Genomic DNA, 20982 nt, shown 5'->3' on the forward strand with positions numbered 1-20982 from the left:
GCCGGATAGCTGGGCAGTAGCCCGGTCCGAATCCTTTGTGGCCAGTGTTGATGCGGATAAATTCGGTTCTCGAACCCCATTTCATCCGTCCAGCCGTCCCGGATCTTCCTGCAGTTCGCAGCAACTTTGATATCCCGCATTCAGGTACGTCTTCGTGCCTAGGAGATGTCAGTCTCTCTAATCCACTGCAGTTTTGCCCCGAATTCTGGGCCATCTTGCGGGGAGAAAGTGAAGTAGCCACGAAATCTTCGGCTGCTGAACATCATTTACGGCATAGTGGGCCTGCCTTGAAGCGGCCCATCCTACGAGTCAGAAGGAACTTTCGTGACCGAAACCACGAGCCTCAACGAAGGCGTGGACACCAAGACTTCCGAAAACAAGAGCGCCGGACTGGCCTCTTTGAAAATGACCCAGCTCCAGCAGTTGGCTTCGCAGCTGGGTATCACCGGCGGTTCGCGGATGCGCAAGGCTGATCTGGTCAAGGCCATCGGCGACCACCAGCGCGGTGGCTCCGTTGCCGCCAAGGACGCCAAGGCCGCACAGGAAGCGAAGTCTGCCAAGACCGAAGCTCCCGCAGCGAAGGCTGAAGCTCCAGCCGAGCAGGCCAAGGAAACCAAGACCCGTGCACGTCGTGCGCCAAAGGCCGCGGCCCAGGCGCAGGCCGAGACCGAGAACGCACCAGAGGCCGGCGCGGCTGCTGAAGATCCGGCGGAAAAGCCAGCTCGCGCACGCCGCACCTCGCGCCGCGTGACCGACTCGGGCAAGGTTGCGGCTCCTGCCGAAGCCAACGAAGCCGCTACCGAGGCACCAGCCGAGAACCAGGCACCAGCCGAGGAGCCCAAGGCTCCACGCCAGCGCCGCAACTCGCGGAACAACAAGCCGGTTGACCAGCCAGCAGAGCAGGTAGCCGAGCAGGCCGAGGCACCGGCGGAGAACGCCGAGAACAACGGCGAAGCACGCGAAGAGCGCCGCGAGCGCGGCAACCGCCGTGAGCGTGGCAACCGCCGCGATCGCAACACTGAGCGCACCGAGCGCACCGAAGTTGCCGAGTCGGAGAACGCTGAAGAGCGCACCGACCGCCGCGAAGAGCGCCGCGAGCGCAACAACCGCCGCAACGAGCGCAACAACGACCGCAACGAGCGCAACAACGACCGCAATGAGCGCAACAACGATCGCAATGATCGCAACGAGCGCAACAACGACTCGAACGACTCGGAGAACATCGAGGACCGTTCCGAGCGTGGCGACCGCAATGACCGCCGCGAGCGCCGTGAGCGCAACAACGACCGCAACGATCGCAATGACCGCAGCAACCGCCGCGAGCGCAACAATGATCGCAACGATCGCAACAACGACCGCAACGATCGCAACAACCGCAACCGCCGCAACCGCCGTGATGACGACGAGCCGCAGCTGAGCGAGGACGACGTCGTATTGCCGATCGCCGGCATCCTGGACGTGCTGGAGAACTACGCCTTCGTGCGCACCTCCGGCTACCTGCCCGGCCCGAACGACGTCTACGTCACCCTGGGCCAGGTCAAGAAGTACAACCTGCGCAAGGGCGACGCCATCGTTGGCGCGATCCGCCAGCCACGCGAGGGCGAGACCCCGAACCCCCGCCAGAAGTTCAACGCCCTGGTGCAGCTGACTTCGGTCAACGGCAAGAAGCCAGAGGACAACCGCGAACGCGTCGAGTTCAACAAGCTCGTCCCGCTGTACCCGACCGAGCGCCTGCGCCTGGAAACCGATCCGAAGCTGGTCGGCCCGCGCGTCATCGACCTGGTCGCGCCAATCGGCAAGGGCCAGCGCGGCCTGATCGTTTCGCCTCCGAAGGCCGGCAAGACCTTGATCCTGCAGGCCATTGCCAACGCGATCACCATCAACAACCCGGAAGTGCACCTGATGATGGTGCTCGTTGATGAGCGTCCCGAAGAAGTCACCGACATGCAGCGCACCGTGAAGGGCGAGGTCATCGCCTCGACCTTCGACCGCCCGGCCGATGACCACACCACCGTGGCCGAGCTGGCCATCGAGCGCGCCAAGCGCCTGGTGGAAATGGGCATGGATGTCGTGGTCCTGCTGGACTCGATGACCCGCCTGGGCCGTGCCTACAACCTGGCCGCTCCGGCCTCGGGCCGCATCCTCTCCGGCGGCGTCGACTCGGCAGCGCTGTACCCGCCGAAGCGCTTCTTCGGTGCAGCCCGCAACATCGAGAATGGCGGCTCGCTGACCATCCTGGCTACCGCCCTGGTGGAGACCGGTTCCAAGATGGACGAGGTCATCTTCGAGGAATTCAAGGGCACCGGCAACATGGAGCTGCGCCTTTCGCGCCAGCTGGCCGAGAAGCGCATCTTCCCGGCAGTGGATGTCAACGCTTCCTCGACCCGCCGCGAAGAGCAGCTGATGAGTGCCGAAGAGGTGCGCATCATGTGGCGCCTGCGCCGCATGCTCTCGGGCATCGATCCGCAGCAGGCACTGGAAGTGCTCACCGGGAAGATCCGCGAAACCGGATCGAACGCGGAATTCTTGATGCTGGTCAACAAGACCACTCCAAACAAGGATTAGCACCACCCACCGCCATGGCGTCCAGCCAGCTTGCCGCACCGGCAGCTGGCTGGACGCCATCGGCGCGTAGTGACACCTCGCACGCCGGCCCCGGCCGGCGCAGCGTTTAGAATTGAATTCCAGCAGTGCCCCAGCCGCAATAGCCGGCGGCACTGCGCGGAAAACGCCAACAAGGAAGCACACCCACCATGTTCGAGTCCGTCAAGTCGCTACTAGAAGAGCATGCCGCAATCCAGGCGCAGCTCTCGGATCCAGCGGTGTACGCCGACCAGGCGCTGGCCCGCAAGCTCGGCCGCCGCTCGGCACAGCTGAACGGCATCGTCGAGGCCTACAACAAGTGGCACGCCGCCACCGAGGACCTGGAAGCAGCCAAGGAAATGGCTGACGAGGATCCGGACTTCGCAGAAGAGGTGGAAACCCTCACCGCCGCCCTGCCAGAGCTCGAGGAGAAGCTGCGCCGCCTGCTGATCCCGCGCGACGAGAACGACGGCCGCGACGTGATCCTCGAAGTCAAGGGCGGCGAGGGCGGCGACGAAGCAGCGCTGTTCGCAGCCGACCTGCTGCGCATGTACACCCGTTTCGCCGAGCACAAGGGCTGGAAGGTGGAGATGATCTCCTTCAACGAGTCCGACCTCGGCGGCTACAAGGACGCCCAGGTTGCCATCAAGGGCAAATCGAATGACCCGGCCGAAGGCGTCTACGCCCAGCTGAAGTTCGAAGGCGGCGTGCACCGCGTGCAGCGCGTGCCGGTCACCGAATCCCAGGGCCGCATCCACACCTCGGCTGCCGGCGTGCTGGTCCTGCCCGAGGTGGACGAGCCCGAAGAAGTCGACATCCACCAGAACGACCTGAAGATCGATGTCTACCGTTCCTCGGGCCCCGGCGGCCAGTCGGTGAACACCACCGACTCCGCGGTGCGCATTACCCACCTGCCCACCGGCATCGTGGTGGCCATGCAGAACGAGAAGTCGCAGATCCAGAACCGCGAAGCCGCGATGCGCGTGCTGCGTTCGCGCCTGCTGGCCCACCAGCAGGAGATCATCGACAAGGAGAACTCGGCCCAGCGTGCAAGCCAGATCCGCACCATGGACCGCTCCGAGCGCATCCGCACCTACAACTACCCGGAAAACCGCATTGCCGACCACCGCACCGGCTACAAGGCCTACAACCTTGACGCCGTGATGGACGGGGACCTGCAGCCGGTGGTTGAATCCTGCATCCAGATGGACGAGGAAGAGCGCTTGGCAGCGCTGGGCGAGTAACGACGCCTTGGAAGAACTCACTGCCGTACGCCGCCAGGCGATTGCGGCGCTGGCCGACGCCGGGGTGCCAAGCCCCGGCGTCGACGTCGACCTGCTGCTGTGCCACGTGCTGGGCATTGACCGCTCGGAACTGAAGCTGCGCGAACTGCGTGGCGAGGACCTCGACCCTGGATCCCGGGAGCAATTCACCGCCCTGGTGGCCGCCCGGCGCACCCGCATCCCGCTGCAGCACCTGACTGGCGTGGCGTACTTCCGCTACCTGGAGCTGAAGGTGGGACCGGGAGTATTCACCCCGCGCCCGGAAACCGAAACCGTGGTGCAGGTCGGCCTTGATTTCCTGGCCGGCCAAGGCATCGGCACCCCGCGGTGCATTGATTTGTGCTCGGGCTCCGGCGCCATTGCAGCGTCCGTGGCCAGCGAAGTGCCAGCAGCCAGCGTCTGGGCCGTGGAGCTCTCGGAGGATGCCATCGGCTACACCCGGGCCAACTGCGAGCCGCACCGGGTCACCGTGCTGCACCAGGATGCCACGGCGGTCCCCGGGGAACTGGAAGGCACCATGGACCTGGTGATCTCCAATCCGCCGTATATTCCGCCCAACGCGGTGCCGCGCGAAGTGGAAGTGCGCGAGCACGACCCGGAAATGGCGTTGTACGGGCTCGGGGAGGACGGACTGGACATTCCGCGTGCCATTACCGCCCAAGCCATGAAGCTCTTGCGTCCCGGCGGCTACTACGTGATGGAACACGCCGAAGTGCAGCACGAAACCGCGGCAGCCATGCTGCGCGCGGCCGGTTTCACGCAGGTAGCTGGCCATGAAGATTTGACCGGGCGCGCCCGCGCCACATCCGGCTACGCGCCGCAATAACCAAACCACACCCAGTGCATGAAAGAATGATCCCGTGAGCACAACATTTTCGGTAAGCAACGAGCAGGAACACGCTGAAGGCATCACCGCAGCCAAGGCCGCGCTGGCGGACAAGCGCTGCATCGTCTTGCCTACAGATACCGTCTACGGGATCGGCGCCGATGCATTCAGCGCCCAGGGCGTGGCGATGCTGCTGGCTGCCAAAGGCCGCAACCGCACCATGCCCCCGCCGGTGCTGATCGCCCAGAGTTCCACCATGGACGGATTGGCCAGGGACATCCCAGAGGCCGCGCGCAAGCTGGCCGAAGCGTTCTGGCCAGGCGGACTCACCCTGATCCTGCAGGCCCAGCCTTCGCTGACCTGGGATCTGGGGGAGACCCGCGGCACCGTGGCGCTGCGCGTGCCCAACGACGACACCGCCTTGGAACTCCTGGGTCAGACCGGCCCGCTGGCCGTGTCCTCGGCCAACCGCACCGGCAACGCGGCGGCGCTGGATGTCGAGCAGGCTTTCGCGCAGCTCGGGGAGTCGGTGGATGTCTACCTCGACGGCGGCCCGCGCGGCGAGGCCGGGGAAGAGGTCCTGCCATCGACCATCATCGATTGCACCGGCCAGAACCTGCAGGTGGTTCGCTCGGGCGCGATTTCCATTGAGGAATTGCGCGTGGTCGTCCCTGGCATTCTCGATTTGGGACAGGACGCACCGGAAACCGGCGCATGAGAACATACGTACTGCTCATAGCATTCAGCTTTACGGTTTCGTTCCTGCTCACCCCGATCATCCGCACCCTTGGCCACCGTTTCACCGGCAACCAGCTGGTGCGCGAACGCGACCAGCACGAAAAACCGATCGTGAAGTTCGGCGGCCTGGCGATTATCGCCGCTTTCGCCGCAGGGCTATGGCTGGCCAGCAACTTCCACTTCTTCCGCGGGGTCTTCGGCAATGACGACGCAATCCGCGGAATCGCCTACGCCCTGGGCGTCATCGTGCTCATGGGCCTGGCCGATGACATGTTCGACCTGAAGTGGTGGCTGAAGCTCGCCGGCCAGATCCTGATCGGCTGGCTGGTCGCCACCAACGGAATCGTCATCCAGTCCCTGCCCGTGGGGTCGTGGCAGATCGATGAGCAATGGATGCAGATTTCGGTGACCATTTTCCTGATCGTGCTGACCATGAACGCGATCAACTTCTCCGATGGATTGGATGGCCTGGCCGCGGGCCTGGCCGCCATTGGCGCGGCGACCTTCTTCGTGTACTCCTATGTGCTGGCTACGCACGTGAGCGCCGATGACTACGCGAACATCGGGGCCTTGCTCTGCGCCTTGCTGCTCGGTGCCTGCCTGGGCTTCTTGCCGCACAACTTCAACCCGGCGAATATCTTCATGGGGGAGACCGGCGTTCTCGCCATCGGCATGATCCTCTCGGTGGCCGCGGTGGCGGTGACCGGTGATGTGCAGGGCCTGGAGGCCCGGCGCTTCCGCAACATCCCGGCCTACATGCCGATGCTGCTGCCGATGGTGATCGTCTTCCTACCAGTACTGGACCTTGTACTCTCGGTCTTCCGCCGGCTGGCCAACAAACGCTCACCCTTTTCCCCGGATGCCAAGCACATCCACCACCGGATGCTGGCCCAAGGCCACTCGGTGCGCCAATCGGTAGTTCTGCTCTACCTGTGGGCCGCCGTGATTGCAGTCTCAGTGGTTTCCATCGCCTTCATCCCGTTCATTCTGGTGGTCCCGATGGCCTTGCTGTTGTTCCTAGTGGCAGCGGTTGCAACGTGGCGTCCCCTGGTGATCAAGCGGGTCGAGGCCTTACGCAAGCGCATGGGCAAAGCCTAGCCCGATCAAATAGCAGGGTAACGCACAAGCAATCTGTTTCTATCTCGTGTAGAATTCAATCTGGATCTTCTTTCATCTGCTCTTTAGGGAATAGGTGGAAGTTTCAAGTTTCATCAGCATCGATGGGTGCACGATGGTTCCTCGGTGTTGACGAAGAAAGGTTGCGGACGTGAATTCTGGTTCTGCCCGCGTCAGTGCTTCGTCAGCCCCGAAATCCATCTGGTTGCCGATTCTTGGCTTGTCACTGGTGTATTCGCTGATCGCTACCGCCATATTTTTCCTGATTTCATGGTTGGTTGCCGATCTTCGCTACGCGCTTTCTGGCGCGCTGGCTGCCGGGATTGTGATTGGCTTTTTCGCGATTGGCATTCTCATTGCCGAAGCTGCAGGGCGAATTCGCCACTCGTGGGCCATGCCCGCGTTCTTGGGTGTCTTTGTCATCAAGGTTTTTGGCATCGCCTTCGTGTTGTTGAACCTGGGGTTGCCCGATTGGGTTAATCGCCAGGGATTCGTTCTTGCAGCAGCTATCTCCCTTGTTGCCTGGCAGGTTGGCGAGGTGCGTGCTTTCATGAAGGCGCGCCTGGCTATCTACAACGAGGAATAGAGTATTCCGCGCGACTTTGTGTCGGTGGGGTGCTGTGAGTTTGATAAGCTTACTTCGGGTCATTTTTGGCCGTCCGCTCAACTGCGGGCGGAATACGCAATATGCATCCGCGGGGTAACCCGCAGATGGACCTTCATCAGGGTTGATGCTTCTGGCATGGGCCATGATGGGATCCCCGTTTGATCTTTTCTTCACACGGTGAGAGGCAGTTACCGCCAGTCACCGCCTTTTGCCCGTGACCGTTACTGCAGAGAGGACAGCGCGTTGTTCGCGTTTGCGCTCCCAATGGCCTCAGAAGAAGGCGGCTTCGTACCGCCATCCGTTTCCGATACCCACCTCCCCGATCTTTTCCCGTGGATGGCTGAGTATGGCACGGGTTTCGGCAAGCAGATGCTCATGATCGTTTTGTCGATCGTGCTTATCTCTTGGTTCTTCACCGTGGCCATCAAGAACCCGAAGCTGGTTCCAGGCAAGATGCAGTACATCGCTGAGTCCGGTTACGCGTTTGTACGTAACGGAATTGGCCGCGACATCATCGGCGAGAAGAACTTCCGTCCTTGGATTCCTCTGCTGTTCGCGACCTTCTTCTTCGTACTGCTGAACAACCTCTTCGGCGCGATTCCGTTCCTGCAGCTTCCATCGTTCTCACACGCTGGTTCTGCATACGCGATGGCTATCATCATCTACGGCACCTGGATTGCTGTAGGCCTGAAGAACCACGGTATCCGCTACTTCAAGTTGGCCGTCGTCCCGTCCGGTGTTCCGGGCTGGATCATGCCACTGATGATTCCGTTGGAAATCATTTCTAACTTCATCGTTCGCCCGCTGACGCACTCGCTGCGTTTGATGGCAACGATGCTGGCCGGTCACATGATCGTGATGCTGGCAGCTGCCGGCGCTCGTCACCTGATCGTTGTCCAGGACTCCCTGGCCATGAACGGCCTTGGCATCCTGGTCATCGTTGGCTCGGTCGCCATGTACTTCCTGGAACTGCTGATCATGGTCCTGCAGGCGTTTGTTTTCGCCCTGCTGACCGCGATCTACCTCCAGGGTGCAATCGAAGCCGACGCCCACTAGGCCAACACTTCTTTTCTTCCAACCCATAAAGATCTTCCTTGAGTCGCTCAAGGAATACCTCACAACCTACCGGCAAAAGCTCGGTATCTTGAAAGGAACATAATCACATGTTGCACGGCTCCCTGAATATGATCGGCTACGGCCTGGCTGCTATCGGTTCGGCTATCGGCGTTGGCTTGATCTTCGCTGCCTACATCAACGGTGTTGCACGTCAGCCTGAGGCTCAGCGCATCCTGCAGCCAATCGCCATGCTTGGCTTCGCACTTGCTGAAGCACTGGCCATCCTGGGCCTGGTCTTCGCTTTCGTCATCGGCGCCTAGTCTTTTCGCAACTGTAGTGGCCTCGCCACTATCGCGAGGCGTACACACAAGCGGAAACTAGTAGATAAGGAATAGTGAGAATGAACAGCACTGATTTCATCCTCGCTGCGAGCGAATCGGTCAACCCGCTGTTGCCGAACCCGTGGGAAATTCTCGTCACGGGTGTTGGTTTCGCGGTCCTTCTGTTCATCGTCATCAAGGTAATTGCTCCAAAGTTCGAGCAGTCCTATGAAGATCGCGTCACCGCGATCGAAGGTGGCCTTGAGAAGGCTGAAGCAGCGCAGAAGGAAGCAGAGGAGACCTTGGCACAGTACAAGGCCCAGCTTCTGGAAGCACGCACCGAAGCAAACCGCATCCGTGAGGAAGCTCGTAGCGAAGGTGCTCAGATCCTTGCGGATCTGAAGACCAAGGCAACCGATGAGGCAGCTCGTATCACCGAGCAGTCGCACCGCCAGATCGAAGCTGAGCGCGTATCCGCTCTGGCTTCGCTCCGCACCGACGTGGGCGCATTGGCTACCGAGCTTGCAAGCAAGGTTGTTGACGAAGCTCTGCAGGACGATGCCCGTGCCCAGCGCGTGGTTGACAAGTTCCTGACCGATTTGGAAGCTCAGCAGAACGCAGGTGCATCGAACTAATGGCAAGTGTATCGAGCGAGTCACTGGCAAAGGCTTTGGCGTTCCTGGAACCCAAGCTGGCACTGGCATCTATTGAGCTGCCTAAGGAACTGTTCGCGGTCCTGGAAGTACTGGATGCAAATGCCGGTCTCCGCCGCGCAATGACTGACCCAGCCCGTGGAAATGCCGACAAGGCAGGCCTTTTGGCTCAGCTGCTGCACGGAAAGGTCTCGGCTGACGCCGAGGACGTCGTCGCACAGCTGGCTTCTACCCGCTGGAGCTCGGAACGCGACATTAGCGATGCGCTCGAATCGCTGGCTGTCACTGCGGTCACCGCAGTGGCAGAGCAGCAGGACGGCGCTTCGGGGCTGAACAAGCTGGAGCAGGATCTGTTCTCCTTCATCGAGGTAGTGCGTGGCAATCACGAACTGCAGCGTGCGTTGGATGATGCACAGGCCCCAGTCGAGGCTAAGCGCACTCTCGCGCTGAAGCTCGTGCCTAACGCGTCGCAGACCTCGCAGGTTTTGATCTCCCAGGCAGTTTCGAACCCCCGCGGTTTGAAGCCAGCAGCCTTGGTTGGACGTTTCGTAGAGCTCGTGGCCAAGCGCCAGCAGCGCTGGATTGCCTCGGTAACCAGCTCTGTAGAACTTTCCGAAGCCCAGCTTTCGCGCCTGGAGACCAGCCTGAACAAGCTATACGGTCGTCAGCTCAAGCTCAACGCCACTACCGACCCATCGCTGGTCGGTGGACTGGTAGTCAAGGTTGGCGACGAAGTTGTCGACGCTTCCGTGGCATCACGCGTGGCCGAGTTGCGCCGCGCCTTGGCCAGCTAGGACTCATTGGGCTAGGGAGTGATCCTTCGCCTGGTGTTCCTGGCTGCCAGGACCACAACAGACTTCATTCACATTCGATTCGGTCCAATGGACCGGATCACAATTTAGGAGAGCAGGGACTGCAGATGGCCGATTTGACCATCAATGCCAACGACGTCCGCGATGCCCTAAACGAGTTCGCATCTTCCTACGAACCGGGTAAGGCAGAGCGCACCGAGGTGGGACGCGTCGTCGCCGCGAGCGACGGCATCGCCAGAGTGGAAGGCCTTCCTTCCGTCATGGCAAACGAGTTGCTGAAGTTCGAAGATGGCACCCTGGGCCTTGCCCAGAACCTCGATACCCGCGAAATCGGTGTCGTTGTGCTTGGTGACTTCACCGGCATCGAAGCTGGCCAGAAGGTCGAGCGCACCGGCGAGATCCTTTCGGTTCCAGTTGGCGACGGCTACCTCGGCCGCGTGGTTGACCCATTGGGCGAGCCACTGGACAATCTGGGCCCAATCGCTTCCGAGGGCCGCCGCGCCCTGGAGCTTCAGGCACCAGGCGTTACCCAGCGCAAGAGCGTGCACGAGCCAATGCAGACCGGTCTGAAGGCTATCGACGCCATGATCCCGATCGGCCGTGGCCAGCGTCAGCTGATCATTGGCGACCGCCAGACCGGCAAGACCGCTATCGCGGTTGACACCATTCTGAACCAGCGCGCCAACTGGGAATCCGGCGACCAGACCAAGCAGGTTCGCTGCGTCTACGTGGCAATTGGCCAGAAGGCATCGACCATCGCTGCCGTACGCCAGACCCTCGAAGAGCAGGGTGCACTGGAATACACCACCATCGTGGCTTCCCCCGCATCTGACCCAGCAGGCTTCAAGTACTTGGCACCATACGCAGGCTCGGCCATCGGCCAGCACTGGATGTACGGTGGCAAGCACGTTCTGATCGTCTTTGATGATCTGTCGAAGCAGGCTGAAGCCTACCGTGCCGTGTCCCTGCTGCTGCGCCGTCCGCCAGGACGCGAAGCTTACCCAGGTGACGTCTTCTACCTGCACTCCCGCCTGCTTGAGCGTTGCGCCAAGCTGTCGGACGAGTTGGGTGCAGGTTCGATGACTGGTCTGCCAATCATCGAAACCAAGGCCAACGACGTGGGCGCGTTCATCCCGACCAACGTCATCTCGATCACCGACGGCCAGATCTTCTTGCAGTCGGATCTCTTCAACGCCAACCAGCGTCCAGCTGTCGACGTGGGTATTTCGGTATCCCGCGTTGGCGGTTCGGCACAGGTCAAGGCCATGAAGAAGGTCTCCGGTACCTTGAAGCTGGAATTGGCCCAGTACCGCGACATGCAGGCATTCGCAATGTTCGCCTCGGACCTGGATGCTGCTTCCAAGCAGCAGCTGACCCGTGGTGCGCGCCTGATGGAACTGCTCAAGCAGGGTCAGTACACCCCGTACCCGGTTGAGGACCAGGTCGTTTCGATCTGGGCCGGCACCAACGGCTACCTGGACGATGTCCCGGTTGAGGATGTACGCCGCTTCGAGGGCGAGTTCATCGACTACCTGCGCCACCGCACCGATGTACTGACCGTGATTGGCCAGACCGGCAAGCTGGAGAACGAGACTCTGGAAGCCATGAAGACCGCTGTTGCGGACTTCAAGGCCGGCTTCTTCGGCGAAGGCGACGACAAGCTTGTCGCCGCCGGGCACGAAGAGCACGACGCTCTCGATTCCGAGTCCGTTGACCAGGAAAAGATCGTCAAGCAGAAGCGCTGACAATTTCCTTGCCAAGGGGGAGCGGCGCCGGTAACGGCGCCGCCCTCCCGAGGTAGGGGATAAGGAAAGGACACACATGGGAGCCCAGATTCGGGTCTACCGCCAGAAGATCGGATCGACCAAGTCGATGCGCAAGATCTTCAAGGCGATGGAACTGATCGCTGCATCCCGCATTGGTAAGGCACGTACGCGTGTCTCGGCCTCGCTGCCGTATGCCAATGCGATTACCCGTGCAGTAACCGCCGTCGCGTCCCAGGCCGATGTCGAGCATCCACTGACCACCGAGCCGGCGCAGGTACGCCGCGCCGCGGTCTTGGTGATGACTTCGGACCGAGGACTTGCCGGGTCCTACTCCGCCAGCGTTCTGAAGCAGGCAGAGCACCTCGTGGAACTCCTGCGTGAAGAAGGCAAGGAAGTCAAGACCTACTTGGTCGGCCGCAAGGCCCAGGCTTACTTTGATTTCCGTTCACGCGAGTACGCACGAGTGTGGACCGGGGAAACTGATTCCCCGCGTTTCGAAACCGCACGCGAGCTGCGCGATGTCCTCCTGGAGGACTTCGACACCGATTTCGAGCAGGGTGGCGTGGACGAGATCCACGTCGTCTACACCCAGTTCAAGTCGATGGTCACGCAGGAACCGACGGTCATCCGTCTGTTGCCGTTGGAGGTTGTCGAGGATGAATCCGAGACTCCAACCGACGAGCTGTTGCCACTGTACGAGTTTGAGCCATCGCCGGAAGAAGTGCTTGACGCACTGCTTCCGCGCTACATCGATTCTCGACTGTTCAACTGCCAGTTGCAGTCCGCTGCTTCCGAGCTCGCTGCCCGCCAGCGCGCCATGAAGGCCGCAGGCGACAACGCTGGTGAACTGATCAAGAAGTACACCCGATTGCTCAACAATGCCCGTCAGGCTGAAATCACCCAGGAGCTTTCGGAAATTATCGCCGGCGCCGACGCGCTGAACAGCTAATTACCGATACTCCGACCAGACAAGAAGTGAGAAAGATGACTGCCCAACTCAACGAGCAGGTTACCGCAGGGGCCATCGGTCGCATCGCGCGCGTGACTGGCCCGGTCGTGGACGTCGAGTTCCCAGCCGACGCACTGCCTGCTATCTACAACGCACTGACCGCTGAGCTGACCCTCAACGGCGAAACCAAGAAGATCACCTTCGAGACCAGCCAGCACCTCGGTGAGGGCCTGGTCCGCGCAGTATCGCTGCAGGCCACCGACGGCCTGGTCCGCGGTGCTTCGGTGACCGATACCGGCGCTGCTATCTCCGTCCCAGTAGGCGACGGCGTCAAGGGCCACATCTTCAACGTTCTGGGCGACGCCCTGGACGTTGACAACTCGGAGATCCAGGTCACCGAGCGTTGGCCAATCCACCGCCAGCCTCCGAAGTTCTCGGAGCTCGAGGGCTCGACCGAAATGCTGGAAACCGGCATCAAGTCGATCGACCTCCTGACCCCGTACATCAAGGGCGGCAAGATCGGCCTGTTCGGCGGCGCCGGCGTTGGCAAGACCGTGCTGATCCAGGAAATGATCACCCGTGTTGCACGTAACTTCGGTGGTACCTCGGTATTCGCCGGTGTTGGCGAGCGCACCCGTGAAGGCAACGACCTCTGGGTCGAAATGGACGAGGCAAACGTCCTGAAGGACACCGCACTGGTGTTCGGCCAGATGGATGAGCCACCTGGAACCCGTTTGCGCGTGGCACTGTCGGCTCTGACCATGGCGGAATACTTCCGCGATGTCCAGAACCAGGACGTGCTGCTGTTCATCGACAACATCTTCCGCTTCACCCAGGCCGGTTCCGAGGTGTCGACCCTGCTGGGCCGCATGCCTTCCGCCGTGGGCTACCAGCCGAACTTGGCCGATGAAATGGGTCTGCTGCAGGAACGCATCACCTCGACGAAGGGCCGCTCGATCACCTCGATGCAGGCTGTCTACGTCCCGGCCGATGACTACACCGACCCGGCTCCAGCAGCAACCTTCGCCCACTTGGATGCAACCACCGAGCTGTCGCGTGAAATCGCGTCGCGCGGCCTGTACCCGGCGATCGACCCGCTGACCTCGACCTCGCGAATCCTGGATCCGCAGTACATTGGCCAGGATCACTACGATGTAGCCATCCGCGTGAAGGCCATTCTGCAGAAGAACAAGGAACTGCAGGACATCATCGCGATCCTCGGTATCGACGAGCTGGGCGAAGAGGACAAGATCGTCGTTGCCCGTGCACGCCGTATCCAGCAGTTCCTCTCGCAGAACACCTACACCGCAAAGCAGTTCACCGGTGTCGAGGGCTCGACCGTATCGATCAAGGACACCATCGAAGGCTTCAAGGCCATTTGCGATGGCGAATTGGACCACATTGCAGAGCAGGCGTTCTTCAACATCGGCGGTCTTGACGACGTCGAGCGCCAGTGGGCCGAAATCCAGAAGGCCAGCTAATTATGGCTGAGCTTCAGGTCGAAATCGTCGCGGCTGACCACTTCGTGTGGTCGGGCGCTGCGAAGCTGGTCAAGGCTCGTTCGGTGGACGGCGAGATCGGTGTTCTGCCCGGTCACGTTCCGATGCTGTCCGTGCTTGCCGCTGGGGACCTGGAAATCGAACCGGTTTCCGAGTCCCGCTTCTCGGTCCAGATCGACGGAGGCTTCTTCTCTGTTGATTCGGATCGCGTAGTGATCGTTGCTGACAACGCTGTGCTTGGTACCGCAGCGTAGGCGATGAATTGTTTGAGATAACCGCACCAGTTCTGATCGCGTTGCTGATCCTGATCGGCATCGCCATGTTCTTCGGGGCCATGGCCGTGCGCCGCATCCAATTGCGGCGCACGCTGGGCACCTTCGATGCATCCATCCTGGCGCCTTCGGGCAAATGGATGATGGTCATCGGCCGCTACGGCGGAGCGCATGTGGACCTGTTGCGGTTTTTCTCTGTCTCCCCGGTCCCGAGCTTCGTGATCGAGCGCCGTGGCCTGGATATCACCGGGACACGCCAGCCCACCGATGAGGAAACCTCGCGGATCCCGCCAGGATTCATCATCGTGATGCTGGTGCGCAGCGGTGATGAGCTGCTGCTGGCCATGGACTACCGCGACTACACCGGCTTCTCGGCCTGGCTCGAAGCCGGGCCGATCGCCGGGAGCTGGCAGATCTAGAACTTGATAAAGCAAAGCCGCCGTTGCAGATGCAGCGGCGGTTTTCGCGTTCCCTGGCCAGTCAATGCTGGCAGGCAGCGTTGGCAGGCTGGGGGGCCGCTGCGGATCGCCTGCGTGCTCGGCGCACTGCTCAGCTGCGCGTGGCGGCTTGGGGGAGCACCTCCGGATCCCGGGCACCGCAGCCACCGATCCGGAAACGGCCGGCAGGAACTGCGCTGAGTGCGAAATGCCTGGGCGCGTGGCGCAGGACGTAGTTGACTGTTCGCATGAAACGAACCTTGATCCTTGGCGGCACCGCGTGGCTCGGCCGCGAGCTGGCGCGGCAGCTGATCCGCAGTGGCCACGAAGTAACCTGCCTGGCGCGCGGCAATTCCGGCGAGGTTGCCCAGGGCGCGCAGCTGGTGCGTGCCGACCGGAGCCAGCCCGGGGCCTATGATGCCGTGCAGGGCATCGGATTCGACTCGGTCATCGAGCTGTCCTATGAGCTGCAATGGGTGCACGAAGCGCTGGCGGCCCTGGCCGCGAATGCGCGGCACTGGACCCTGGTTTCTTCCATCTCGGTGTATGCCAGCGCGCAGCTGCCCGGTGCCGGCGAAGACGCGCAACTGCATGAACCGTCCGATCCCGGCGATTACGGGCATGCAAAGGTCCTTGCCGAACGGGCCAGCACGGCGATGGTTGCCGACCGGCTGCTCATTGCCCGTCCGGGGCTGATTGCCGGACCTGGCGATCCCAGCGACCGCTTTTCCTACTGGGTTTCGCGCTTGGCCTTGGCCGGTGCCGGCCAGGTCCTCATCCCGCCAACCGCGGGCCGCCATGTGCAGGTCATCGACGTGCGCGATGCCGCCGCGTGGATTATCGACGCCGCCGCGCGTTCGCTGACCGGAACCTTCAACGTGGCCGGAACATCACATGGCTTCGCCCAGTTCCTCAGTACGGCCGCACGGATTGCGGGATTCAGCGGGGAACTGGTCACCGCCCAGGACGCATGGCTGCGCGAACGCCAGGTCAATTACTGGGCCGGGGCGCGTTCGCTGCCGCTGTGGCTTGCGCTGGAGGACCACGGCTTCGCCCAGCGCAGCAACCAGCGGTACGCCTTGGCCGGTGGCCCGGAGCGGGACCTGGAGGACTTGCTTGGCGACGTGCTGGCCGATGAACGGGCTCGCGGACTGGACCGGTCCCGGCGTGCTGGCCTCGGCCGGGCCGAGGAGCTTGAGCTGCTCGGCCAGCTCGGGCGGATCCGGCAGGGCTAGCGCAGTCCGGGATTTTCGGTGGGCTAGAGGTATTCCCCGTTGCGGATCGTCTGGACCAGCTGCAGATTGGCATCCAGGATCAGTGCATCGGCGGCGAAGCCGTAGTGCAGGGAACCGACTTCGTCGGCCAGGCCGATCAGCGAGGCGGGGATGGACGTAGCCGAGTTGACCGCCTGGACCAGTGAGACCCCGGCCTGCACGGCGCGCTGCACGATTTCCAGCAGCGTGCAGGTGCCGCCGGCCAGGGAATTGTCGCTGGCCAGCCGTGCCTGGCCCAGGGCCACATTCACATCCTGCGGGCCGAGGGTGTACTGCCCATCGGCCAAGCCGGTGGCCGCCATGGAATCGCTGACCAGCAAGATGTTCTCCGCACCGACCAAGCGGAAGACCAGGCGCACGGTATCGGGGGACAGGTGCACCCCGTCGGCGATCAGCTCCACGAACGCATTGCGGTTCACCGCCTCTTCCAGGCAGGCGGCCACCGGACCGGGTTCGCGGTGGTGCAGCGAAGGCATGCCGTTGAACAGGTGGGTGACCGTAGGGCGTTCGGTGAAGCCGTCCACCCCGGCGCTGTGCAGCTGTTCGCGGGCAAAGCGCAGGGAATCCGCGGTGATCTGGGCGCTGGCATCGGTGTGCCCCAGCGACGGGACCACGCCGTGGGAGACCAGCTGCTCAACGAGTTCCTCGCTGCCGGCCAATTCCGGAGCGTAGGTCATGGTGCGCAGCTGGCCGCGGCTGGCAGCCACCAGCTCGCTGACGAATTCCGGATCCGGATCCTGCAGGAAGCGCGGGTCCTGGGCGCCGCAGCGGTCTACGGAGAGGAACGGGCCTTCGGCATGGATGCCGGCAATCTGGCCGGCCTCCGCCAGCTCGGCGAGCAGCTCGGCGGCCTCGATCATGGACGAGGGCTCTGCGGTGACCAGCGACGCGAGCAGGGTAGTGGTGCCCGAGCGGTGCAGGTACTCCACCGCTTCGGTGACGCTCGAATGATCCGGTGCCGAGAAGTCCGCGCCGAGGGCGCCATGGCAATGCAGGTCGATCAGGCCCGGGATGATGATGGAGCCGGGGGCTACCTCGCGTACCGGGTAGTCGGCAGCATCGGCCAGGGCGTTGAAGTCATCGCGGTTGCCGGCAAAGCGGATGCGGTCGCCTTCCACGGCGAGCACGCCATCGGTGACCTTGAGGCCATCGGAAATCAGGGTGGCATGAAGGGCGTAGCGCGTCGTAGTCATGTTCCCAGCTTAGAAGAGAGAACGCGTCCAGTCACCGACTCGACGGATTATTTTCTCAGCGGACTTGGCATTTAGCGAACCGGGAACGCAGCAGCCCCAGCGCGCCGGGCACCTGGCCACGGCAAGGAGCTAGCTGCCCTTGCCCGCAGGATCTTCGGAAGCCGGCGCGTTGCCGGTGGCCAGGGCCTGCAGCGCCTGCAGCGTACTGGTCTTCGTGCCGGAGGCCAGCTGCGCTTCGCGCGCGGAGTGCGCGGCGGCCCGGTTCTGCCTGATGCTGCCGACCCGGTTCTTCATTGACCGGTAGACCCGGCGGAACATGCGGTAGAGGAAGAAGCCGATGGCAATGGCAACGAGTCCGAGCACGGCGGCCAGTACCGGAACCAGCACAGCTGCGAAGACGAGAACCAGCGCGCCAAGATCTTCTGCCAGGCTGCGCACCCATTGGGTGATGGGTTCGGGCACGGCATTGGTCGCCGCGGTCATCGACGATTTGCCCAGGCTCACCGACAGCGCGGAGCCCGCACCGAGCAGTCCGGTGAGGACGGCAACCTCGACTCCCGAATTGGCGCCAAGGCCGATGCCAACCAGGGCGCCGAAAACAGGTCGCAGCCACACCGAGATGGTTTCCATGGACAAATTCAGGAAGGGGATCTTATCCAGGCCGGCCTCGCCGATGGCAAGTACGGCACAGATCGCCAGGACCCACGGATTGGTGATGCTTTCAGGAATCTGCCGTGCCGCAGAAGCGATCATGTCAGGTGCGGTATCGGGGATCACGAGTCCCGCGATGCCCAGGGCCAATACCGTGAAATACGGCCGCAGGCCCGCAGCGGAACCGCTGCCAATGGCCATGAGCGAAGCTGTCAGCGGATCCAATGGACCTCCCGAGCCTGGCGGCCCGGGCCGTGCGGCACCGAGCGCTTTTGGTAGAGGAGATCAGACTAGCAGTCGGGATGCAGTTTTCTGCAGGGCCAAACTAAGGCTGCCAGGCAGCCCGGGGAGGACCCGCAACCCTAGAAGAGGCGTCCTGCCGAGTCGTCGACTCCGCGCATTGCGTCGTAATCCAAGGTGAGGCAGCGGATGCCGCGGTCTTCGGCCAAGGTGCGGGCCTGCGGCTTGATCTGCTGGGCGGCGAAAATGCCGGTAACCGGCTTGAGCAGCGGGTCGCGGTTCAGAAGCTCCAGGTAGCGGGTCAGCTGTTCCACTCCGTCGATATCGCCACGGCGCTTGAGCTCTACGGCAACCGTGGCGCCCTTGGCATCACGGGCCAGGATATCCACCGGACCGATGGCGGTCATGTATTCACGGCGGACCAACTGGTGGCCAGCGCCGAGCAACTCGATCTGCTCGGCCAGCAGGCGCTGCAGGTCGGCTTCGACGCCATCCTTGATCAGCCCCGGATCGGTGCCCAGGATGTGGGCCGAGTCGTGCTCGAAGCTATGGAAGTGGATGGTCAGCTTGTCATCGGTCTTCGCACTGGACACGGTCCAGGTAGCGGTGGCACCCAATGCAGCGGCGTCCTCATCGGGATCTGCCTCACGCAGGATCAACGGCGGATTCATCCAATTCAGCGGCTTGTAGCTGCCGCCGTCCGAGTGGATGAGTACCGAGCCGTCGGCCTTGACCATGATCAAGCGGGTCGCCAACGGAAGGTGGGCTCGAAGACGGCCCTCGTAATCAACTGAACACTTCGCTACCACTAAACGCACCCCACACACTTTACTAGCTGGTTGCGACTTGTGCCGGGAGATACGGCATGATTAAAGACATGCCACGTTCCAACCGCCCGCGCCGCTCCAAGAATTCCCGACCCGCCCAAGGCCGGAACTCCGGCTCCGGCTACGGTTCCGGGGATGAAGAGCAGGGCTACGGTTCGGGCCAGGAAGAGTGGATGCAGCGTGCCCGCTTCGGCGTGGTGCTGCGCCAGGATGCCCCCGACGGCCAATGGCATGTGCGCAAGATTGCGCCGATGAACGCCAACAAGCCCTATTCCTGCCCGGGGTGCCACCGTTCCATCGGAGTTGGAGTTGCCCATGTTGTCGCCTGGCGCGCGGACCACTGGTCGGGCGATGACGCCGCGGCCAACGCGCGCCGCCACTGGCATCCGCACTGCTGGGAAACCCGTTCCTACCGCTACTAGGCCAGCTGCCTGGAGGGGCAGGTGCTAGCGGCGGTCCTGCCGGGCGATGAAGACTTCGCGCAGCAGGATCATGGCGCTGGCTGCCACCGGGATGGCCATGAGCGCACCGGTGACCCCGGCCAGGGTGCCGCCGGCAATCACCGAGATCACCGCGACCGCGCCGGGCACTGCCACCGCACGGCGCATGATGCGCGGCGAAACGAAATACGCCTCGACCTGCAGGTAGCCGAAGTAGCACACCGCGTAGATCAGGGCGGTCTGCCAGCCCAGTGACAATGTCACCAAGGTAACCAGCACGCCGGCGATCACCCCGCCGACCAATGGGATGAAGGCCAGCATCGCCACCAGCAAGGTGAGCAGCGCGGTGAACGGAACGCCCAGGATGCTCATCAGCACCAGCGCCACCAGGCAGTTCAGTATGGCCACAGTGGCTTGGCCCATCACGTAATTGCCCACGGAGCGGGTAATGCGCACGGTCAATTCGGCCACGCGGTCGCGTTTGGAGCGCGGGGCCAGGCGCAGCGAGAAGCCCATCATCCCTGGCAGCGAAGCCAGGAAGTAGATGGCCAGCACCAGCACGATCAGCACGCCGAACATGGACTGGGCGACGGTCTGCGATACGCCCAGGACGCCGCCGAACACATTGGTCACCGCGCCCGAATCGCCAAAGAAACGGTCGACCTCGGTAGTGATGCGCTGGGAAATCGCGTATTGCCGGTCGATTTCCCGGACCCAATCGCTATTGAGGAAATCATCCACGATTTCAGGCGCCCGCGTGATGAAGGCGGTGATCTGGTTGACCAGGGTAGGGATGATCAAGGCCATGAAGCCGCCGAAGATCGCCAGCAAGCTGACCATGGTCGCGGCCACGGCCAGCGGACGGGTCATTCCCTTGCGCATCATGAAGCGCACAATCGGATCAAGGCCCAAGGCGATGAACAGCGCAATGGCAATCCAGGTCATCAGCGAACCGACGTTGGTCAGCAGGTAGTAGCCGCCCAGGGCGATGCCCACGCCAATGGTGCCCAAGAAGCCCATGGAAATAGGGTGCAGCGCCGGAATCGGTTCCGGCGAGCCATCCAGCGGATGCTCCGGTTCCTCGCCCAGGGCCGCACTGCGCTGCGGGGTGTTGAGCATCTTGCCCACGCGTTCGGCGATCTTCTTGGACCAGCCCTCGCGGGACGGATTAGCGCCCGTCGGCGCAGCGCCCGGATAACGGGCCTGCGCGCTGGCGGCCGCAGGTGATTCCGGTTGGGAATTGCCCTCATGAGGCTGGGAATGCGCTGTGGATTCCGGGCCGGAGGTTGCCGGCCCGGAAGAGCGATCCGACGCGTCGGAACGCTGCTCGGGTACGTGCTTATCGCGATGCGGGTGCGGCTGATCAGGCTCCATGGGTCAGAGCATATCGCGCATCGGCCACTATTAAGTGGTTCAAGACACCGTGCTGTTGCGTTGTTG

At 62.5% G+C, this 20982-nt stretch carries 22 protein-coding genes; 17 read left to right on the forward strand and 5 right to left on the reverse strand.

What is annotated here, in order from left to right:
- The first annotated feature begins 324 nt into the window (after positions 1-324).
- The 15 genes from rho (at position 325) to ACIOTL_RS14870 (ending at position 14899) form a co-directional block, all read left to right on the forward strand.
- Positions 325-2565: a transcription termination factor Rho gene (gene rho, locus ACIOTL_RS14800; RefSeq protein ID WP_400343284.1), complete on the forward strand. Its 2241-nt coding sequence runs from the start codon at positions 325-327 to the stop codon at positions 2563-2565.
- Between the two features lie 188 nt (positions 2566-2753).
- Positions 2754-3827, forward strand: coding sequence for a peptide chain release factor 1 (prfA, locus tag ACIOTL_RS14805; protein ID WP_105658405.1), 1074 nt, complete (start codon positions 2754-2756; stop codon positions 3825-3827).
- Positions 3828-3834: 7 nt separating this feature from the next.
- Positions 3835-4692, forward strand: coding sequence for a peptide chain release factor N(5)-glutamine methyltransferase (prmC, locus tag ACIOTL_RS14810; protein WP_400343286.1), 858 nt, complete (start codon positions 3835-3837; stop codon positions 4690-4692).
- Between the two features lie 34 nt (positions 4693-4726).
- Positions 4727-5410, forward strand: coding sequence for an L-threonylcarbamoyladenylate synthase (locus ACIOTL_RS14815; protein ID WP_400343288.1), 684 nt, complete (start codon positions 4727-4729; stop codon positions 5408-5410).
- A complete protein-coding gene (locus ACIOTL_RS14820) occupies positions 5407-6528 on the forward strand; it encodes an MraY family glycosyltransferase (RefSeq protein ID WP_400343290.1) in 1122 nt (373 codons plus the stop codon). The genes ACIOTL_RS14815 and ACIOTL_RS14820 overlap by 4 nt, the downstream gene beginning before the upstream one ends.
- Before the next feature lie 247 nt (positions 6529-6775).
- Positions 6776-7132 carry a hypothetical protein gene (locus ACIOTL_RS14825; protein WP_146112315.1) on the forward strand — a complete coding sequence of 119 codons (357 nt, stop codon included), beginning with the start codon at positions 6776-6778 and terminating at the stop codon, positions 7130-7132.
- A gap of 285 nt (positions 7133-7417) precedes the next feature.
- Positions 7418-8209, forward strand: a complete 792-nt coding sequence (gene atpB, locus ACIOTL_RS14830) for a F0F1 ATP synthase subunit A (RefSeq protein WP_105658410.1) — start codon at positions 7418-7420, stop codon at positions 8207-8209.
- Between the two features lie 107 nt (positions 8210-8316).
- The gene (locus tag ACIOTL_RS14835; protein WP_013348621.1) at positions 8317-8529 is read left to right on the forward strand and encodes an ATP synthase subunit C; all 213 of its coding nucleotides are present in this window, start codon (positions 8317-8319) and stop codon (positions 8527-8529) included.
- Positions 8530-8609: 80 nt separating this feature from the next.
- Positions 8610-9164 carry a F0F1 ATP synthase subunit B gene (locus ACIOTL_RS14840; RefSeq protein WP_013348622.1) on the forward strand — a complete coding sequence of 185 codons (555 nt, stop codon included), beginning with the start codon at positions 8610-8612 and terminating at the stop codon, positions 9162-9164.
- On the forward strand, positions 9164-9976 hold the full coding sequence (locus ACIOTL_RS14845) for a F0F1 ATP synthase subunit delta (RefSeq protein ID WP_332488160.1): 813 nt from the start codon (positions 9164-9166) through the stop codon (positions 9974-9976). The genes ACIOTL_RS14840 and ACIOTL_RS14845 overlap by 1 nt, the downstream gene beginning before the upstream one ends.
- Positions 9977-10101: 125 nt before the next feature.
- Positions 10102-11739 carry a F0F1 ATP synthase subunit alpha gene (atpA, locus tag ACIOTL_RS14850; protein ID WP_332731252.1) on the forward strand — a complete coding sequence of 546 codons (1638 nt, stop codon included), beginning with the start codon at positions 10102-10104 and terminating at the stop codon, positions 11737-11739.
- Positions 11740-11815: 76 nt separating this feature from the next.
- Positions 11816-12709 carry a F0F1 ATP synthase subunit gamma gene (locus tag ACIOTL_RS14855; RefSeq protein ID WP_133834460.1) on the forward strand — a complete coding sequence of 298 codons (894 nt, stop codon included), beginning with the start codon at positions 11816-11818 and terminating at the stop codon, positions 12707-12709.
- 35 nt (positions 12710-12744) lie between these two features.
- Complete coding sequence (gene atpD / locus ACIOTL_RS14860) at positions 12745-14190, forward strand: F0F1 ATP synthase subunit beta (protein WP_133834459.1); 1446 nt, start codon at positions 12745-12747, stop codon at positions 14188-14190.
- Positions 14191-14192: 2 nt separating this feature from the next.
- On the forward strand, positions 14193-14462 hold the full coding sequence (locus ACIOTL_RS14865) for a F0F1 ATP synthase subunit epsilon (protein ID WP_038990466.1): 270 nt from the start codon (positions 14193-14195) through the stop codon (positions 14460-14462).
- Between the two features lie 8 nt (positions 14463-14470).
- Positions 14471-14899, forward strand: a complete 429-nt coding sequence (locus ACIOTL_RS14870) for a DUF2550 domain-containing protein (protein WP_105658413.1) — start codon at positions 14471-14473, stop codon at positions 14897-14899.
- Positions 14900-15029: 130 nt separating this feature from the next.
- Here ACIOTL_RS14870 and ACIOTL_RS14875 read toward each other — a convergent pair whose 3' ends face one another.
- The gene (locus ACIOTL_RS14875; protein WP_181149085.1) at positions 15030-15167 is read right to left on the reverse strand and encodes a hypothetical protein; all 138 of its coding nucleotides are present in this window, start codon (positions 15165-15167) and stop codon (positions 15030-15032) included.
- Between ACIOTL_RS14875 and ACIOTL_RS14880 the strand changes: the two genes are divergently transcribed.
- Entirely contained in the window at positions 15166-16152 is a 987-nt protein-coding gene (locus ACIOTL_RS14880) for an NAD-dependent epimerase/dehydratase family protein (RefSeq protein ID WP_400343293.1), read from the forward strand. The two genes, ACIOTL_RS14875 and ACIOTL_RS14880, sit on opposite strands and share 2 nt — an antisense overlap.
- 23 nt (positions 16153-16175) lie before the next feature.
- On the opposite strand, the gene nagA is transcribed toward ACIOTL_RS14880, so the two are convergent.
- From nagA to nucS, 3 genes are all read right to left on the reverse strand, one after another.
- Entirely contained in the window at positions 16176-17384 is a 1209-nt protein-coding gene (nagA, locus tag ACIOTL_RS14885) for an N-acetylglucosamine-6-phosphate deacetylase (RefSeq protein WP_400343295.1), read from the reverse strand.
- A 129-nt stretch (positions 17385-17513) separates the two neighbouring features.
- Positions 17514-18260 carry a DUF4126 domain-containing protein gene (locus ACIOTL_RS14890; RefSeq protein ID WP_146112977.1) on the reverse strand — a complete coding sequence of 249 codons (747 nt, stop codon included), beginning with the start codon at positions 18258-18260 and terminating at the stop codon, positions 17514-17516.
- A gap of 137 nt (positions 18261-18397) precedes the next feature.
- A complete protein-coding gene (gene nucS / locus ACIOTL_RS14895) occupies positions 18398-19093 on the reverse strand; it encodes an endonuclease NucS (RefSeq protein ID WP_105662590.1) in 696 nt (231 codons plus the stop codon).
- A 59-nt stretch (positions 19094-19152) separates the two neighbouring features.
- On the opposite strand from nucS, the gene ACIOTL_RS14900 reads away from it, so the two are divergent.
- Positions 19153-19524 (forward strand): hypothetical protein, encoded by a 372-nt coding sequence (locus ACIOTL_RS14900; RefSeq protein WP_105658418.1) that lies wholly within the window; start codon positions 19153-19155, stop codon positions 19522-19524.
- Positions 19525-19548: 24 nt separating this feature from the next.
- Here the strand turns inward: ACIOTL_RS14900 and ACIOTL_RS14905 are convergent, their stop codons facing one another.
- Entirely contained in the window at positions 19549-20916 is a 1368-nt protein-coding gene (locus ACIOTL_RS14905) for an AI-2E family transporter (RefSeq protein ID WP_105662591.1), read from the reverse strand.
- Positions 20917-20982: the final 66 nt, after the last annotated feature.

The sequence above is a fragment of the Glutamicibacter sp. NPDC087673 genome (assembly GCF_044743255.1).
GTDB lineage: Bacteria > Actinomycetota > Actinomycetes > Actinomycetales > Micrococcaceae > Glutamicibacter.

Excerpts from the sequence above, each read along its gene's own strand:
- prfA (WP_105658405.1), top strand. The coding sequence starts at position 2,754 with ATGTTCGAGTCCGTCAAGTCGCTACTAGAAGAGCATGCCGCAATCCAG.
- ACIOTL_RS14820 (WP_400343290.1), top strand. The coding sequence starts at position 5,407 with ATGAGAACATACGTACTGCTCATAGCATTCAGCTTTACGGTTTCGTTC.
- atpB (WP_105658410.1), top strand. The coding sequence starts at position 7,418 with ATGGCCTCAGAAGAAGGCGGCTTCGTACCGCCATCCGTTTCCGATACC.
- ACIOTL_RS14835 (WP_013348621.1), top strand. The coding sequence starts at position 8,317 with ATGTTGCACGGCTCCCTGAATATGATCGGCTACGGCCTGGCTGCTATC.
- ACIOTL_RS14840 (WP_013348622.1), top strand. The coding sequence starts at position 8,610 with ATGAACAGCACTGATTTCATCCTCGCTGCGAGCGAATCGGTCAACCCG.
- ACIOTL_RS14845 (WP_332488160.1), top strand. The coding sequence starts at position 9,164 with ATGGCAAGTGTATCGAGCGAGTCACTGGCAAAGGCTTTGGCGTTCCTG.
- atpA (WP_332731252.1), top strand. The coding sequence starts at position 10,102 with ATGGCCGATTTGACCATCAATGCCAACGACGTCCGCGATGCCCTAAAC.
- ACIOTL_RS14855 (WP_133834460.1), top strand. The coding sequence starts at position 11,816 with ATGGGAGCCCAGATTCGGGTCTACCGCCAGAAGATCGGATCGACCAAG.
- atpD (WP_133834459.1), top strand. The coding sequence starts at position 12,745 with ATGACTGCCCAACTCAACGAGCAGGTTACCGCAGGGGCCATCGGTCGC.
- ACIOTL_RS14865 (WP_038990466.1), top strand. The coding sequence starts at position 14,193 with ATGGCTGAGCTTCAGGTCGAAATCGTCGCGGCTGACCACTTCGTGTGG.
- ACIOTL_RS14880 (WP_400343293.1), top strand. The coding sequence starts at position 15,166 with ATGAAACGAACCTTGATCCTTGGCGGCACCGCGTGGCTCGGCCGCGAG.
- ACIOTL_RS14875 (WP_181149085.1), bottom strand. The coding sequence starts at position 15,167 with ATGCGAACAGTCAACTACGTCCTGCGCCACGCGCCCAGGCATTTCGCA.
- nagA (WP_400343295.1), bottom strand. The coding sequence starts at position 17,384 with ATGACTACGACGCGCTACGCCCTTCATGCCACCCTGATTTCCGATGGC.
- ACIOTL_RS14900 (WP_105658418.1), top strand. The coding sequence starts at position 19,153 with ATGCCACGTTCCAACCGCCCGCGCCGCTCCAAGAATTCCCGACCCGCC.
- ACIOTL_RS14905 (WP_105662591.1), bottom strand. The coding sequence starts at position 20,916 with ATGGAGCCTGATCAGCCGCACCCGCATCGCGATAAGCACGTACCCGAG.